General features: G+C 55.6%; 17 protein-coding genes. 11 read left to right on the top strand and 6 right to left on the bottom strand.

The features are described 5' to 3' along the window. Positions 1-31: 31 nt before the first annotated feature. From IEW09_RS16710 to IEW09_RS16695, 4 genes are all read left to right on the top strand, one after another. The gene (locus tag IEW09_RS16710; protein ID WP_188555400.1) at positions 32-607 is read left to right on the top strand and encodes a PRTRC system protein E; all 576 of its coding nucleotides are present in this window, start codon (positions 32-34) and stop codon (positions 605-607) included. Positions 608-677: 70 nt separating this feature from the next. Continuing rightward, positions 678-1,139 carry a hypothetical protein gene (locus tag IEW09_RS16705; RefSeq protein WP_188555399.1) on the top strand — a complete coding sequence of 154 codons (462 nt, stop codon included), beginning with the start codon at positions 678-680 and terminating at the stop codon, positions 1,137-1,139. Positions 1,140-1,234: 95 nt separating this feature from the next. Beyond that, positions 1,235-2,140: a hypothetical protein gene (locus IEW09_RS16700; RefSeq protein ID WP_188555398.1), complete on the top strand. Its 906-nt coding sequence runs from the start codon at positions 1,235-1,237 to the stop codon at positions 2,138-2,140. A gap of 45 nt (positions 2,141-2,185) precedes the next feature. Continuing rightward, positions 2,186-2,440 (top strand): hypothetical protein, encoded by a 255-nt coding sequence (locus IEW09_RS16695; RefSeq protein WP_188555397.1) that lies wholly within the window; start codon positions 2,186-2,188, stop codon positions 2,438-2,440. A 165-nt stretch (positions 2,441-2,605) separates the two neighbouring features. Here IEW09_RS16695 and IEW09_RS16690 read toward each other — a convergent pair whose 3' ends face one another. The 6 genes from IEW09_RS16690 to IEW09_RS16665 all read right to left on the bottom strand — a co-directional run bounded on the left by IEW09_RS16690 (position 2,606) and on the right by IEW09_RS16665 (position 10,378). Next, entirely contained in the window at positions 2,606-5,290 is a 2,685-nt protein-coding gene (locus tag IEW09_RS16690) for an ABC transporter permease (protein WP_229739428.1), read from the bottom strand. A gap of 4 nt (positions 5,291-5,294) precedes the next feature. Beyond that, complete coding sequence (locus tag IEW09_RS16685; protein WP_188555395.1) at positions 5,295-5,639, bottom strand: PadR family transcriptional regulator; 345 nt, start codon at positions 5,637-5,639, stop codon at positions 5,295-5,297. A 367-nt stretch (positions 5,640-6,006) separates the two neighbouring features. Then, a complete protein-coding gene (locus IEW09_RS16680) occupies positions 6,007-6,528 on the bottom strand; it encodes a hypothetical protein (RefSeq protein WP_188555394.1) in 522 nt (173 codons plus the stop codon). Between the two features lie 10 nt (positions 6,529-6,538). Next, a complete protein-coding gene (locus IEW09_RS16675) occupies positions 6,539-7,105 on the bottom strand; it encodes a hypothetical protein (RefSeq protein ID WP_188555393.1) in 567 nt (188 codons plus the stop codon). A 165-nt stretch (positions 7,106-7,270) separates the two neighbouring features. Next, a complete protein-coding gene (locus IEW09_RS16670; protein ID WP_229739427.1) occupies positions 7,271-10,036 on the bottom strand; it encodes an ABC transporter permease in 2,766 nt (921 codons plus the stop codon). Between the two features lie 15 nt (positions 10,037-10,051). Then, entirely contained in the window at positions 10,052-10,378 is a 327-nt protein-coding gene (locus IEW09_RS16665; protein ID WP_188555668.1) for a PadR family transcriptional regulator, read from the bottom strand. Positions 10,379-10,700: 322 nt separating this feature from the next. Here IEW09_RS16665 and IEW09_RS16660 point away from each other — a divergent pair, with 322 nt between their 5' ends. The 7 genes from IEW09_RS16660 (at position 10,701) to IEW09_RS16630 (ending at position 16,287) form a co-directional block, all read left to right on the top strand. Further along, the gene (locus IEW09_RS16660) at positions 10,701-11,249 is read left to right on the top strand and encodes a hypothetical protein (protein ID WP_188555392.1); all 549 of its coding nucleotides are present in this window, start codon (positions 10,701-10,703) and stop codon (positions 11,247-11,249) included. A 54-nt stretch (positions 11,250-11,303) separates the two neighbouring features. Continuing rightward, positions 11,304-12,467: a DNA polymerase III subunit beta gene (dnaN, locus tag IEW09_RS16655; protein WP_188555391.1), complete on the top strand. Its 1,164-nt coding sequence runs from the start codon at positions 11,304-11,306 to the stop codon at positions 12,465-12,467. 72 nt (positions 12,468-12,539) lie between these two features. Then, positions 12,540-13,178: a hypothetical protein gene (locus IEW09_RS16650; RefSeq protein WP_188555390.1), complete on the top strand. Its 639-nt coding sequence runs from the start codon at positions 12,540-12,542 to the stop codon at positions 13,176-13,178. After that, the gene (locus IEW09_RS16645; RefSeq protein WP_188555389.1) at positions 13,175-13,816 is read left to right on the top strand and encodes an RES family NAD+ phosphorylase; all 642 of its coding nucleotides are present in this window, start codon (positions 13,175-13,177) and stop codon (positions 13,814-13,816) included. Before IEW09_RS16650 ends, IEW09_RS16645 begins: the two co-directional genes overlap by 4 nt. A gap of 657 nt (positions 13,817-14,473) precedes the next feature. Beyond that, positions 14,474-14,944 carry a MauE/DoxX family redox-associated membrane protein gene (locus IEW09_RS16640; RefSeq protein ID WP_188555388.1) on the top strand — a complete coding sequence of 157 codons (471 nt, stop codon included), beginning with the start codon at positions 14,474-14,476 and terminating at the stop codon, positions 14,942-14,944. Positions 14,945-14,973: 29 nt separating this feature from the next. Further along, a complete protein-coding gene (locus tag IEW09_RS16635) occupies positions 14,974-15,150 on the top strand; it encodes a hypothetical protein (protein ID WP_188555387.1) in 177 nt (58 codons plus the stop codon). Between the two features lie 57 nt (positions 15,151-15,207). Continuing rightward, a complete protein-coding gene (locus tag IEW09_RS16630; protein ID WP_188555386.1) occupies positions 15,208-16,287 on the top strand; it encodes a hypothetical protein in 1,080 nt (359 codons plus the stop codon). Positions 16,288-16,324: the final 37 nt, after the last annotated feature.

The raw sequence follows: 16,324 nt of genomic DNA, 5'->3' as shown, positions 1-16,324 counted from the left end.
CGTTTCAATCCAGACATGGAAAGGTAAACCTATGTTCCAAGAACTTGCCCCGCTGTTGCAGCAGCGATCCGTCACCATCATGGTCAACCCAGCCAGCGATGGCAACCTCACCGTTGCGGTATTCCCCAAGAAGCTGAATGACTCGGAGAATGCTGCGCTGTCTATCCCGGTCAGCGTTACCGGCACTCCCGAAGAGTTGGACGAACAGCTCCCCTCCACGCTCACGCAGTTTGTCGGAGCTCACATCGAACTAAAGAACACGCTCGAGCTGGCGAAGGAAGAGATGGCCCGGGCCGCAAAGGCTGCGAAGCAAGACAACAAGGCGAAAACAGTGGCCAAGACCGAGCCGACCGCAACTACCAAGACCACCGAGAAGAAGCCGGCCAGCGTTCCCGCGAAGCCTGCGGAGCCGAAGGCGCCGCCAGTGCCAACGACCGCGAACCTCTTTGACTTCGGCTCCGCGCCCTCTCCGGCACCGCAGCCACCGGCCCCGTCCGCGCCCGTCCCGGTAGAAAACAGCCCGGATGACTCAGAGGAAGAAGAGGAGATCCTGGCCGAGATGTCCGAGGGTGACGAGGACAACGAGGAACTCGATCCCGCTGCCTAGCTGGTTGCCGACCGCCCAAGGCGGAGAGCAGCAGAGGCTGGTGCAGCGTGGCCTCAGAGGAGGTTGAACAATGAAGTCATTGTCATGCGAGATGCGCGACGACTGTCTGAATGCGGTCACGCATATCGGGAATAAGGGCTACATCTACTGCTCCGTGCATGCTCTCGAGCGGAGACAAAGCGGCTATGAACGGACGCGCCGTCTGCGTGTCTGGGAGCTGAAGCTTCTGCGAAACGGAGATGCCGTGCCGAGCTATACCCCAATCAAGAAGCCCCGGCATGCAGCTTCTCAAAGAAGGATGACCAGACAGGAAGCCCTTGTGGAAGCGCAGCGACGTTGGGGGCCGCAAGCGGAAGTCCACCGCTACAACGGCAGTCCCAGGTTCGGGCAGCCGACGCGTTATGGCGTCTATCGCTGCTCGCTTCTGGAGTCTGCAACCGCCCAGATGGGTATCGGCGAGTCCTGGGAGCTCGCGTTCTCCGACGCCGATGCCCGTCACTCTCGGGCGGATGCGTTTCCATCCATACTGTAAGCTCGGCATCTCCCCTCGCAAGCTCGTTCTTTTCCTCAGCGCTTGCGACCCGAGGCTTCCACTTCACCTCATCATCCCAAACCACGGAGGTCACCATGCGTCTTGCTACGCGCGCGGCGGCATTACCGGCGGAACTCGACGTCAACAGATTCGTTCTTGAACATGGCCGTTTACCTTTTCTAAGCGATCCCATTCCGCCCTGGCACTATCGTGGATGGCTGCTCTTTCAGGTACAACTGGCCGATGGACATCCTGAGGCTCCTGGGCGATGGAGTCACTACCTGCGTACCTTCGAAGCCGGACATCTGCTCGACGAGCCGATACCCCGGATCAACTTCTCCTCGACAGCCGATCCTGCCGGGCTCAAGATGGTCGAGAAGTGTGTCGAACTGCTCTCCTACCGCGACTCGCCCTGGTCGGCCTTTGGGCTGTTCGTCGCATGGTTGGCATGGGGCATGGCTGTTTCCAAACAGAGGCCCCAGATCGAAGAAGCCACTTCGGAAGCTCTATATCGCACCTTCAACTTCGAGCCACTCATCCTTCATCCGTACGACTATCTCGGTGAGTTTCTTGCCGGACACCAGACCAAAGGCTGGAACCCGAACGCCTTCTTTCCGACGCCTCACGCAGTCTGTGAACTGATGACGCAGATTTCGTTCGGTGAAATAACCCATAATGTTGCCAAACGGCAAAGTTATGGCTTATTTCACACCGGGAATAGCAGTATCGAAGGCGAGCGCGATCCGCGGCTCAGGACGGTGAACGAACCGGCAGTAGGCACAGGACGGCTATTGCTACACGCAAGCAATTACTCTTACCGACTCTCCGGCATGGACAAAGACAAGCTGGTCCTCGACATCTGCCTCTGCAATGGCGCGTTCTATGCTCCCTGGCTGTCATTCCCGTTTCCCAAATCCATTCTCAAACGCGCGTCGGGAGACAGCGAATCCACCTCTTCTGTAGGGACTTCGCCTGCACAGCCCTGCCCAAGGGCCGCCTGACAATCCCTCACCTCTGCAGGGTCTCAAAGAAAGGAAGCTATTGTTATGTGGCAATCCATCATGGAATGGTTGGCGGCACTAAGCCCGCTCTTCATCAACGCCTGGATTGGTTACTGGGTCTACGTTTTTGTCGAGAGCCATCATTATGCCCAACTCGCCGGAATTCTGGCGTTTTTCGTGTTCAGTGAAATCGACCACATCAAACGGAAACTTGAACTTCAATCCAATCGGCTCTATGCACTCAACCGCCTGTCAGAAAGATACAACAGCCTCATTCTGAGATTGTCGCAGCGTCATTGACGCGCACACGGTCGATCACTCCGGCATCGCGTAAGCCTGCCCTCCGCTTGCTTGATCGTTCGCTCACGGGCACGATCGACGCCTTCTGACGTAACGATGCACGTGTATACGATCGATCACTCAGAAATCACATGAGTCTCCCCTTCGCCGCTTGAACAATAGCAGCTATTCGTATCTGAGGGCAGTCGCAGGATCGATTCTCGACGCTCGCGCGGCAGGATGGCACGCTGCCAGGGCGGCTATGACACAGATAACCAAGATTGAAAGAGTCAGCAACAAGGGATCTAGTGGATAGATGCCGAACAGCATCGCTCTTATAAAGCGTGCTCCGATCGCTGCTCCGGGAATGCCAAAAAGCAGTCCTATCCCCACCAGCTTCAGCGATTCCCCCATCACCATTTGCAGCACGCTGGACCGGCGTGCGCCGAGGGCGATACGGAGACCGATTTCAGCCGTGCGGCGCGATACGCTGTAAGCCATCACGCCATACATCCCAATGGATGCCAGCACCAGGGCAAGCAAACTAAATCCTGATGCAAGGGTGGCAATCATTTTCACCTGGCCCAGCGAATCGCTGACCTGCTCGGAAAGCAAAGTGAATTCGAGTGATGTCTGCGGATCGATGGACTGTGCAAGCTGCTCAACCTGCTTTTCCATCGAAGCCGCTCCGCCGGCGAAGCGAATTTCAAAGGTTCCGATCACCGGAAGCGGAGACAGGTTCTGCGTGATGGGGATGTAGACCGTCGGTGGAGCTGCACTGCGCAGGCTCCTATACTTTGCGTCCCCGACTACGCCCACAATCTGAATCAGCGGATTTCCTTTGTCCCGATCCATTTTGCGATAAAAGCGTCCTACCGGATCGGCGCCCGGAAACATGCTCTTAGCCGCTGCCCGATTCAGGATGGCAACAAGCGGCGAGCCGGCCCTGTCCTGTTCATCAAAATCCCGTCCCGACAACAATGGCGTGCCAAGAGTCCGGAAGAAATCCGGAGCGACCAGGTTGCCGTAGACGTGAAGCTTGCCAGCGCCAGCACTGTCTATCTGCGGTTGCACATCCCACTGCCAGGTGTCGCCGCTGATCGGAGTAACATCCGAGCGGCTGACGGACAATGCGCCCGGCAGGTTGGTGATCCGCTCCTGAAAAGTGGATGCAAGCTGCAGACGTTCCTGATCCGATCCCGGATGTATATCCAGATCCGTATTGATCAGCAGTACGCTTTCCTTATCGAATCCGAGGTTCTGGTGCAACAATTCGGTCAGACTGCGCACAAAGAGCATCGCGCCGAAGAGAAGAATCACCGAAAGCCCAAGCTGCAGCGGAATCAGAAAACGCGTCCAGTCACGCCGACCGCTGCCGGCCACGGTTTGGGACTCCTGCTTCATGGCATTCTGTGGAGCGACATAGGCGAGCTTGAGTGCAGGCGCAATGCCAAAGAAGACCGCGGTAGCAACGGTCAGGCCGATGACGACGAGAACCAACCGGTAATCAATCGAGAGATCGAGGACCGTTGGTTGGCGTTTTGATGAGGTGAGCTGCAGAAGCAGACGTCCGGCATAGCGCGCCAGCATGAGCCCCAGTCCGGCTCCCGTCGTCGCAAGAATCAGGTTCTCCACTGCGAGTTGGCGGAACAGCCTGTGGCGTGAAGCACCCAACGCCGCGCGTACCGCGAACTCGCGTCGCCTCGCACTGAAACGCACTAGTTGCAGGTTGGCAATGTTCGCACAGGCAATCAGCAATACGATCCCCAACATGATGTTGAGAAGAACGAGTGCCTTCCCATAGCTATCACGCAGTGTCGAGATTCCAGTAGCAGCCGGGCTTAGCACAATCGGAGCCATATACCATTTGCGGGTTTCGGCGTCCGTTCCCGGGGGTAGAGCCGCCGAGTCAATGTAGGGGGACAAGGCCATCATGCGTGCCCGCGCGCTTTCCAACGAAACGCCTGATTTCAGCCTTCCAAAGGCATAGAGCCACCACGCAAACGGCCGGTCCAGAGTGGGATGATCAGGCTGGATGATCCGCTCGGCTTCAAGTGGAATGGCAACGTCAAACTGGTACCCGGGCTCCGTGCCATAAAATCCGCGCGGCGTCACACCCACGATCTGAAAGCTATGCTTTTCTAATGTGATCTGGCGGTGCAAAATCTCCGGGTCGCCTGCGAACTGCCTCCGCCAACAGGCATAGCTGATGACTGCTACCGGAGCCGCACCTCGCCGGTCGTCCCGATCGATCAGCGTGCGTCCCACGATTGCGGGAATCTCGAGTGTCGAAAAATAATCTCCGCTCACGTACAATCCGGCTACAAAATGCTTCTCGCCGCTGAGGGATGAATTAAAGAGTCGCGCCTGATAGGCAAAGACCCCACTGAAGACTTCCTGTCTCGCTTTGATTTCCTGCCAGAGCGCGTAAGTGAAGGTCGGCTCGCCACTGCCTCTCTCCAGGCGGACCAGGCGATCCGGCTGCGCAATCGGCAGTGTTTTGAACATGACCGCATCCAGCACGCTGAAAAGGGCGACGTTGAGCCCAATGCCGAGTGACAGTGTTAAGAGTGCGATCAGCGTCACACTTGGAGTTTTAACCAGCATTCGCATGCCGAAGCGCACATCTCGCCACCATTCTGCCGGCGAGAGAATCCCACGCTGGATTCGCTGCCGTTCTTTGAGAACTGTCACGTTCCCGAACTGGCGTCGAGCGGCGCGCACCGCCTCTTCCTCGCTCATGCCCCGCATTTTGTAGCGCTCTTCCAACAGAGCAATATGCTCCTGGATCTCGTCTTCGAATGCCTCGTCCTCGCGCCTCTGTGCGGCTTGTCCTCTGATTCGTGCCCACAACAAGCAAAGTGCCCGCATCATGTCACGCCTGCCTTTCGAGTTTCAGCACACGCTCCATGACGCCCGCGACCCGTTCCCAGTTCTCCGTCTCACGCCGGAGCTGCTTCGCCCCCTGCCGTGTAATCGAATAGAAACGCGCTCTGCGATTGTTCTCGCTCGTACCCCATTGCGAAACGATCCAACGCTGCTGCTGCAGACGCAACAGGGCCGTGTACACCGTTCCTTCATTGAGATCGAGAATTCCTTCGCTCACCTGTTCGATCCGCCGGGCGATTCCGAACCCATGCAACGGACCCATGGCGTACAGAGTCTTCAATACCATCAAGTCCAGCGTGCCCTGCAACACTTCCGATTTACCTGCGCCCATCGAACTTCTCCTTTGGACATTGCAAAGAAGCTATCACTCATTCCTTTGGAATGTCCATAGGAAAACCCGTAAGGCGTAGTCGACTGGTTGTTGGGTCTACGTTTTCGTTGTGAGCCACCATTATGCCCAACTCGCAGGAATATCCGCGTCTTTGTGATAAGCGAACTCAATCACATCAAGCGGAAACTCGATCTCCAATCAAATCGGCTTCACGCACTCAACCGACAATCACAGAGATACAATAACCTCGTTCTGAGGTTATCGCGGCGTCATTGAGCCGGACGATGCACGTGCATGCGGATTCCGTGAGTGACTTGTCCAGATTGCGACACTCGAGAATTCCCAGCGTTGGTCAACACAAAGCGACCTATGAGGACGTATTAGCATAGCCGGTGTTATACCACTCCATCTCGCGAACATCTATTGACTTGACGTCACACCCTGCCTCAATCAACTTTTGCGAGAAGGTCGGCAGATGAGCCGCACCACACAAAACAGCGACTTTCTCTAGCTTGCACTCGGCGCAGACACTTTCAATCATTTTGAGCCAGTGCCTCTCGCGTGGCTCGTCGATTTCAGGAATTATTTCTTGGCCCGGCTGCCTCACGGCTGTTAGCTTGAATCGTTTTCTCACGTTCTCCGGAATATCCATGTACATCCAAGGCACAACGAGAAAGTCTTCCAGCCTATTGAAGTGTTCCCATTCCGGCAGATTCATCTCGTCGAATATTAATTCCGCTTCGAAGCCGTCAATCTGCGTGCGTACCCATTGCGAGTACAAACGCACTTGCGCAAGGTAGATTTCAGACTTTTCTTTAGGAATGAAGAGAAATCGAGGATCTTGCCGTTGGAATTCGTGAACGACACCAAGGAGCAGGACGTTGGGCATAGGCGTAATTTTAGCCTTGTAGCGTGGTGAAGCCGAAGAGTGGTCTCAGCTCCGCAGCCCTTTTCTGAATCGATGGCATGAGCGTGGGGTTTGCTTCCAGTTCTCGCGAAACCTCCTGTTTGGCCGAGGCCCAAACCTGTTCCGCATTGATGGAAATACCTCCCAAATGCCTGACAAGATCGGCGCACTCCTGGATGAATAGCCGTTTGTCCTCATGATCACCACCGTCAGCGTGTGGGAACAAGAGACGCCCTACGACCCCACCAGCTGCGCAGCCTAATGCTTTGGCTGACACCCACTCTCGCCATTTCGAAGGTTCGCAATCGGGAAGCTGGGGCTTCACTGCAGCCATATAACCTTCGAATCTAGCCTGTGAATTGTTGTAATAAATTTTCGGACGGACGATCTCGAATGGGATACTACCCATTCGCTCGTAAAAGACAAGGTGTGCGGCTTCATGGGCGCATAGAGCTTCGATGAAGCCGGGTCGGCTGTAAAGGTTCATCATCCCGGCATACGTATTGGCGAAGCCTTCGGTGGCCTTCTGAGCTTCCGTCAGTTCACTTAAGTCGATCACGTTTCAGGTTTTAGTCGGTCGCGGGAGCGAATCTAACCGTCTGACGGCAATCTTGACGTCTGCCGAATTGATCCTCATTAACGCCGCTCTCGTCAGTTGCGATCTCGATGTGTGCGAAATCGCAAATACACTCATCGACAAACATGCGATTCAGCAAGTTGACGTCTACTCCATTCGCAAAGCCTGCGTGGGATCGATCGAAGCTGCGCGCTGCGCGGGGATCGCGCCTGCCGTGAGTGCGGCCAGCAGCAACAAGGTTGTGGACAAGACCAGCGCCACCGGATCCCATGGCCGGACCTCAAACAGCTGGCTTGCAACGACCCAACCCACTCCAATGGAAGCAGGAACTCCGATCGCCAGCCCTATGCTCACCTGCAGAAATGCTCCGCGCAGCACCATCTGCATCACCTTCCCCCGATCGGCACCCAGAGCCATACGAACGCCGATCTCACCGGTTCGCTGTTCCACAGAATAGGCGGTCACACCATAAAGCCCCACTGCAGCAAGCACCAGCCCTAATGCGCCGAACATCTCTACAAGGGTAGAGATCATGTTCTGTTGGGCGAAGACGGATTTCAGCAGATACGGATAGGAATCGACGCTGCTAAGCACAAGATCAGGATCGATTTCATGGAGGGCCTCTCGTACTTGTTCCTCCAACCCCACCTGATGTCCCGGCGCCCAGAGGATGACATTGGTCAGATAGTGGGTCGCGATTTCATTTGCCATCTCATCCGCTTCGTCATACTGTACGGTCTGCGTTTCCGGTACATAGAACATTGGCCGGTTTGGCTCTTTCAAACCCCAGGTAACATAACGCATGTCCGCAGCTATTCCAACCACTGTGTATATGCCGGCATACTTCATTTTTCTTGAGCCAAAGTGCCTGCCGATCGGATCTTCTCCCTTGAAAAACTTCTTCGCGAATGCTTCGTTAATCACAGCAACGTGCAGCGTCGCAGCCGTGTCATCGTCGGTAATCGGTCGTCCTCGTAAAATCGGATTTCCAAGTGTTTCGAAAAATCCTGGCGTGACCCGTACCCAGGAAGCGCCGTTATCGTCATGTGGTCCCGGTTCCGGCTTTCCCGCCACGCGAATACCGGCATTCCACGCCTCCCCGCTCATGGGGGCATATAAGGCGGTGCTGACCGCTTTAACTCCGGGGATAGCCTTCAGCCGATCCTGAATCCTCTCGAATAACGGGTCGAGTTGTTCCGGCTTATAGCCTCCGAGTTTGGGATTGATCCACGCCACATATCGCCCATTCATATCGAATCCAAAATTCTGGTGTTTCAGATTGCGAAGGCTCTGCCCCAATAACGCCGCGATACTCAGAAGCACCAGCGACATGGAGGCTTGCGCGATGACCAGCGTCTGTTGAATCCGCGAGCGGCCGCCCACAGAACGATTAGCCCCGCGCAGCGCCTCAACGGGTTCCGCGTGAGAGGTCATCCATGCAGGTCCGATTCCAAACAGAATTCCAGTTGCAGTTGCCACTGCAAGAGCAAAGAACAGCATCGGCACGGACGGTGCGACCTGGATTGGCGAGGATGCGTTCTTTACAGGAAACGCCAGGTGCACGATCAAGTTTGTCCCCGCATAAGCGACTCCGATTCCCAACAGTCCGCCCATCAGGGACAAGGCAATACTCTCGACCAGCGCTTTGCGAATCAAGCGGCGCCGCGACGCTCCCAGGGCGACACGCACAGCAGTCTGTTGGCGATTTCTCAATCCTCGCGCGAGCAGGAGGTTTGCCAGATTCGCGCAAACAACTAGCAAGACACAACCAGCGGCAGCCATCAACAATTTCAGACCATCCTTGTATTGAGCACGCAGTTCACTGACGCCTGAGCCGCCCGGTGTCAGATTCAGCGTCTGTTGTTGCCAGCTCTCCTTTTCAGGGGGCGTCATGTCGGCAAGATGACTTGCCTGCCATTGACGTAATTCGAGTCTCAACTGTGCCTCAATCGTCCTCGGATTGGAACCCGGTTGAATCCTGCCGATCAGATTCAACCAACTCTGCCCTGGGGTCTTCAACAGCGATGTTGTCCCATTGATAAGTGGTTCGGAAGCGAGGGGAAGCCAAAAATCAGGCATGTCCCACCCTTTTAGGCTTGCGCCGTAAAATCCGGGCGGAGCCACACCGATCACCGTGAATGGATGGCCGTCAATCTGGTAGACCGCTCCAACGACGGATGGATCGCTACCATACTTTTCTTTCCAGACCTGATAGCTCATCACTGCAACAGGCGGGGCATTTTCCTGATCATCGGAGTCTGTCATTACCCGCCCAATCCAGGCGCCGATACCGAAAGTCTGGAAAAAATTACCGGAAACAAACTGGCCGCTCCGGGGCTCCGTCTGCTGAGCACCCCCTGGTGGTCTCACTCCCAATCCCTGATCACTGGCCTGAAACGCTGCCAGTTCCTCAAATCCCGGTGTGTGTGTGCGAAAGCTTCGATATAGATCCCAGGAGAAGAGCGTGAAGTCGCCATCCTGGGTATACCCACCCCAGGTGCAGCAATGCATCTTGTCACCGACGCGCCACAACTCCTGCGGGTTGGCTACGGGCAGCGATTGCAGCATCACCTGCTGTACAAGCGTGAAGATCGCCGTCGTTGCTCCGATTCCCAAGGCCAACGTGATGATCGATGTGGCTGTAAAAGCCGGCGATCTTCTCAGTTGTCGAACGGCATGAAGCAGATCTCTCCAGAGACCACTCAACTCCAGCGCCGCGTCCGAAGCGACGGCTCTTTCCTTTAGCGCAATAGGATTTCCGAACCTCAGACGCGCTTCACGTCGTGCCTGTTCAGGAGACATTCCGGCAGCCAGATTATCGTCTGTCCGCATCTGGAGGTGAGATTCCAATTCCGCCTGGATTTCGGCATCTATCTTTTCCTGCCGCCCCAAATTCAATAACCGCCGTAGCATTCCCATCCAACCCCCTTACGCATAGCGCAGCATGGCACGAACGCCCTTCACCAGTTGCTCAAATCCCTCTTCGGCTTCGGTCAACTGCCTACGCCCGGCAACGGTAAGGCGATAGTACTTAGCCTTGCGATTCGTTTCCGTCGTCGCCCATTCCGAGCGGATCCAATTGCTCTGCTCCATGCGATGAAGAGCTGGATAGATCGAACCTTCTTCGACTTGGAGCAGTTCATCGGAGGCTCGCTGTATGTGCTGGACGATCCCGTAGCCATGCAGCTTTATTCGCTGCGACAACGTTTTGAGAATCAACAAATCCAAAGTTCCCTGAAGATCGTTTCTGGCCATCATCTACCCCTACACATCTTGGTATGGCTGACACTATCCCTAGAAGCATAGGTGTGTCAAGGGAGACTCTTGCCTGAAGTTGCAATGACGGCCCACTTATTTGCGACCGAGTTTCTTCCGGAAGCCGACCGCCGTCAAGGCTTTGGGTTAAGTCCCACCCACCAACTTCATCTTTCGAACCCTGTTGTCCATTCGCTCAGTGACACGCGAACCGAGTCTCCACGCTCTCCTTTCCGGTCCGTTGGCTCGGAGGGGAACGGCTAAGCCTATCGGCAGCTGTCACACTACTCGCCCAGTTCGGCCACTTCAGAAAGGTCTGGATATGACCACTCAACCGACGCTCTTTCCCATGGTTCCAGCAATCACAACTGTTGTCCCTGCCTCAGAAGAATGGGAGACAGATCCGGCAAAGCTCTCGTTTCTCGAATACCGCAACCGGCTGATCTGGGGCCGCCCTGACGCCCAAGGAAGCCGGGCCTGCATCAATCGCAAGCTCATTCGCGAGCCGTTTCGTTACACCGTCCGGCAGAAGGACAATGAATACGCCTTTGGCGAAGACCCGAAATTCGGGGAGTGGGAGAAGGCTCTTAACTGCGGGCGCTCCTATCTCGCTGGCAGCGACACGCCCATGAAGGAGTTTCTGCGGAGACACATGTCGTCTTTGACGAACTGGCAGAAGCATGCCTACCAGTGGTGTCTTGCGAACCCATCGCGCTGCCTTGTGCTGGTGTCTCCGCAGCTCAAGCGGCATTACGTGATCAAAAAGCGCGGCGAGTACGTCGAGATCGGATTACCCCATCACGAATGGGGTGGCGAGCGGCACTGGATCACGAAGGGCGGCAGCCGAAAGGTGCTCGTGAACGTGGACTGACGTCGCGAGGCTCCATATTTCTCAGCCCTCATTTCTGAAAGGAAGTCTCATCCCATGGCACAGACGCCGAACACCAATTCCAAGACGGACACAAAGCTGATGGAGCTCAGTGTGGACCGCAATACTCTGCTTGCGGAGATCACCGCCGCGGCACGCATCAGCGAAAGCAAAGGCACGCAACCGATTCTTCTGTACCTGCTGCTCGAAGCCAACCCCGGGGGCATGCTCACGATCACCAGCACAGATCTCAAGCGGGCCTTCCGAACCCAGTGCCCGGCCGCCACCAAAACACCGGGCAAGGCGACGGTTCATGCCCAGAATTTTCTGGACTATATTAAGTTGCTCCCCGAAGGACCGGTCCACCTCAAGGTTCTCGCGAACGACCACCTCCATGTTGTCGCGAGCAACTCTCGTACCCGCATGCCGGGCCGGGCTCCCTCGGAGTTTCCAAAGCTCCCGCTGCCTCCTGCCCAATCCGTGCGGCTGAGCTGCCGCGTGCTGCGGACTCTGGTGCGGCAGAGCCTCTTTGCCGTGTCCACCTCGGAGGACCGTTATCTGCTCAACGCGGCGCTGCTGCTCCTGCGGCCCGACCGCGCAGGCATGGTCGCGACGGACGGACATCGCCTGTCCTTCGTTGTGGTCCCCGATGACGGCATTCCGGTGAAGGATCTACAGAAGTCCCTGCTCCCGAGAGAGTGCCTGACCGATCTGCTTTCGCTCCTGTCGTCCACCAAAGAAGAGGGTGTGTACTTCAGCGAAGACGACGCGAACCTCTTCTTCCAGATAGGCCCTCGTCTCTTGAGCGTGCGCAAGCTCGTCGGACAGTTCCCGTCGTATGAGGGAATCATGCCCAAGGATCTTCCCAGGTCCACCGTGATTCGCACCTCGGAGCTGCTTACCTCGATTCAGCGCGTCCTCGAGTTCTCCGACGCACGTTCGAATGGCGTCAAGCTGCATCTTGAAGCAAATACGCTCAGGATCAGCTCGTCGGCTCCGGACCGGGGCGAGTCGGAGGAGACGCTGGCCGTCAGCTACAGCGCCGATCCGGTCACCATTGGATTCAACGGCAACTACCTGGTTGATTTCCTGCGCACGGTCGGAGAAAAGGGAGCGATGCGGCTCTCCTTGAAGGACTCGGACTCGGCAGGGCTCCTGGTGCCCGAAAACATGAGCCCGGAATACCAGCAGCAGTACGTTGTCATGCCGATGCGCATCTGAAAATAGGACCTCCTTGCCGATATTGCCGACATGATGCATAATATAAGCAGTATTGGCAGGAGGTTCTTTCGCATGTCAAGAGCTACGCAGACCGCATCGGCTTCCGCTCCCGCGCTTGTATTGGATGTGGCGGTTCCCGAAGGCACCGACCCGGCCCTGCTCCCTTCGCTGCGGCGCGGGATCGAACAAGCCGTGAAGCTTGTAGTGTCTTCCGGAGAGATTACCGTGATTCAGCAGGCCGACGAGCTTGCCGGTCTACTAACCGGCCTGATCCAGCCCGAGGTCGGACTGGTGGAGGAGCGATTGCATCGACTTCAGACCATCCGGGAGATCTTCAAAGGGGAAGAGTGGCTTACGGCAGAGATGCTCAACGCTCTGCAGCCGGAGCCTTCCTCGAACCGGTCGCTCCCGGCGAGCGACTGGAAGAGGCGCGGCAGGATCTTCAGTGTCACCTATGGCGGCAAAGAGTACTTCCCGCGCTATGAGTTTGACGCAGTCTACCAACCTCTTCCGCTAATCCGGGAACTCCTCACAGCCTTCGGTCCCGTAGCCGACACCTGGAAGATTGCCTCGTGGTTCCACTACCCCAATGGCTGGATCGTGGAGCCCGGACCGGAAGGCGTCAAACCCGTAGCTCCCAAGGATGCGCTGGACCGGCGCGACGATCTGATGAAGGCCCTCGAGAAGCGCAAAGGGAGCTACGTTGCGTGAGCTGCGGGATTCCCCAACCCGGATCGTCTGAATCGTTTACCCTCGTGCCCGTCACGCGAGCAGACGTTCCGGTTTGGTTTCATGTGTATTCCACGAAAAACCATCCAGCAGAGCCAGATACGTTTTCCCAAGGGTGGGGAGACACACGGTTCGCGCCAATCTCGACCGCGACCGGAACTCCTGTGCACACCTACTACGCTGCCAGCACGCCAGAGTGCGCGTACATGGAGTCGATTCTCCACGAGATTCCGCTTTTCCCACCAGGAGTCTTCGATCTCTCTGAGCTGCAGCACTATCATCTGGCTCAGGTCATGCTGCCCGAGACTCTTAACTGTGTCAGCTTCCATACACCCTATCTGCCCACACTTCGGCTTACACGAACGCAGCTGATCGATAGCCTGCCGGCTTGTTACGTTGAGACACGCCCATGGGCGGAGGCCGCATACCACCAACAGCCGACGGCACAGGCTATTGCTTATGGATCACGCCGGGATGATGCGGCGCGATGTGTGATGCTGTTTGGTCAGAGACTTCCTACTCCTCCGCTAACGGTCATTCGTACCGAGCCCTTGGCTCTATCCCCACGCAGAGAAGAGCTGCTTGCGTTGGTTCGTCGGCTCAAGATCCGGCAGATTTAGCACACCGCGCATCAGCGATAGATCGCCGTCCCTCCATAACCTGCCCGCCAGTCGGGATATCTGATTTCCCTCGTACTCTGAAGCCATCAGGGCAGTTTTGTCCATACGACGGCAGCAGCCATCACTCTCCGTTGCCCTCGGTTAGAGATCTGTATCTTGCTAGTAAGGCAATCGTTGTTGTGGATATTTGCTTATAGGAAAGATTTGCGCAGGAGTTTAGTCTAAGGCGAGAAGGTCGATCAACCTCAATTTTAGATCCCGTCGCGCGCAGCCTGTCGCTTACTATCTGATACCTCAACAGGCCAACTAGATCATATTTCGTACGTTAGCGACATGAATGGATAACTGGTATCGCTGTCACTCAGCAATATAAGTACCAACAGTATTTCTTATCTCACTCCCATTTCAAATAGTTTGCGTAAATCGTTGACCTCTCCTGAAGAGAAGAGCAAACTGCGCAGCGGAAGCAAAGATGGAAGGTTTTATCCAGCATCCTTCCACCAGTCCGAACTGGTCTTTGCCAGACACATGAAGTAACAAACGAGCCCACCCCCTCCTCACATGCTGCCGTTATGCCATGGGGCTCACCGATTAATGTCAAAGGCTGCAGGAATGAGGTGGCCTCGGATGCAGCAGAATTCAACTGCCGGAGCGCCTATGTCAGTAACAGTCCAGACTTCAGAGGGTATCAATCGATCTTCATTTTGGGGCATCGGGTGGGTCGATGTAGCAAGCGCTTTCCTGGCCATTCTCTTTGGTTTTGCGTCGATCGACAAACTCTTTCACTATTGGGGCTTCCTCAATGCTCTGGAGAATTACGCGGTGTTGCCAACACCGTTGATTAGATACCTTGCTCCAGCCGTCGTCCTCACAGAGTTGTGGACATCTGTTTGTCTCATCATTCGCAAGACTCGTAAAGCGGCCTCGTTAATGGGATGTCTCTTATTGTCAATCTTCGCGATTGCACTCGCGTTCAACTATTACTATGGCATCCAGGACGCTTGTGGATGCTGGTTCACCATCACGCTTGGTAAAGGCACTCTGCAGCATGTCCTGATGAATGTTGTTTGGGCAGCCCTATGCCTTGCGGTCTATAGCGGCTCGGCAAAAACGAGTCAGCCTCACTAACCCAAGCATCACCCGAAAGGAGAAAGTCCATGACCAACAAAGTGAAAAAGGGAATCCTGTTATCCCTCACCGCACTTGCTCTGTCGCTGACTGCCACCCAGTTTGCGCACGCTAAAGGTGGCGGTTGCGGAACCGGAGGATGTGGTTGTCCTGCCGGCACAAATGGCTGCTGCATCATCTCAGGCGCCATCTGCCTGCGTAGCTAGCCTCTCCGGGAGCACATCCCATTGACGAGACGGGATTAACGCACTGAGGTGTACCCAATGACGTCCACGAAAATTTACGGGACCGGGCTTATCGTTGTTGTGGTGGTAGCACTTGCGGTTGGACTCACAGGATGGAACCCATCTTCTCCCCAAGTTGTGCTATCTGAAGACATCCCGCAATATGCTTCCGGGTATGTACCAGCGCCTCAGCAGATGCAAGCCAGGGTATGGAAGAACATCAGCTATAGCCGAGATTGGACGGTCTCGGACCGGAGCTTATTCCACAAGATCGTCAAAGTCGCATTCTTAACAGATGGCAGCATAGTTGCACTCGATTTCGATCAGAATGGTCATAGTCAATTCATCCACTTATCACGGACAGGCACCGTGCTCAGCGACCTTCCGGTCAATTCGGACGATGACCACACCACAGATTTCAGCGTGAATGATCAGGGCAATATCGTCGCAACCGATCCCAATCATTCCGCCTATGTTGTAAAAAACAGCCGGAAAGTACCCTTAGATTTTCGAACTCTGAGTCTGACAGGCGGCAACTCTCACATCGTCTACATCAATGTGCCTCACGCCCATCAGATGTTTTCAATTTGCGACGATAACGGCTCAGAGTGTATTCAGTCCGCTGAACTCTTGACCCATCAATTTGAGGATGGCCTCACCTTAGATGGCTTGTTGATCCAGGATCCAGGTAAGCCTGATTTCCTCTACCTTTCGCGCTACCAAAACACGCTCGCGTCATTTGGTTTTGACGGCTCAAAGGTCTATCTGCGCCAGACAATTGATCCGCATTCTCTGCCCGTCTTATTAAATAAGGAACATGGAGCCTTTGCGATCCAAGCCGATGAAGGATTGGCTCCGCCCATCAAAGCTGCGAACGTGCAAAAAGGAATTCTGTACGTTTCCACCGCAGCGCGAGCCAAGCATGACAGTGTCAACCTCGTCGATTGCTATGACGCCGCCAGCGGCGACTACCTCTATTCTCTCGAACTTCCGAAGGATCAGATATTCGGATACTTTGCGGCTCCAGGCGAGATCATCACTTCGGACGGGTTACGTCTCTCTAAATGGGAGTATCATCTAGGTTCTGATGCATTGAGCCCGTTGGTCGCCAGCTGGTAAATCCTTGCACAAGTGGATGTAACACAGAGGCGCACCA

This window comes from Edaphobacter dinghuensis (genome assembly GCF_014640335.1).
In the GTDB taxonomy this organism is placed as follows: Bacteria; Acidobacteriota; Terriglobia; order Terriglobales; family Acidobacteriaceae; genus Edaphobacter; species Edaphobacter dinghuensis.
Note: the sequence above shows the minus strand (reverse complement) of the source record. Positions and strands in the feature narration are given on the sequence as shown.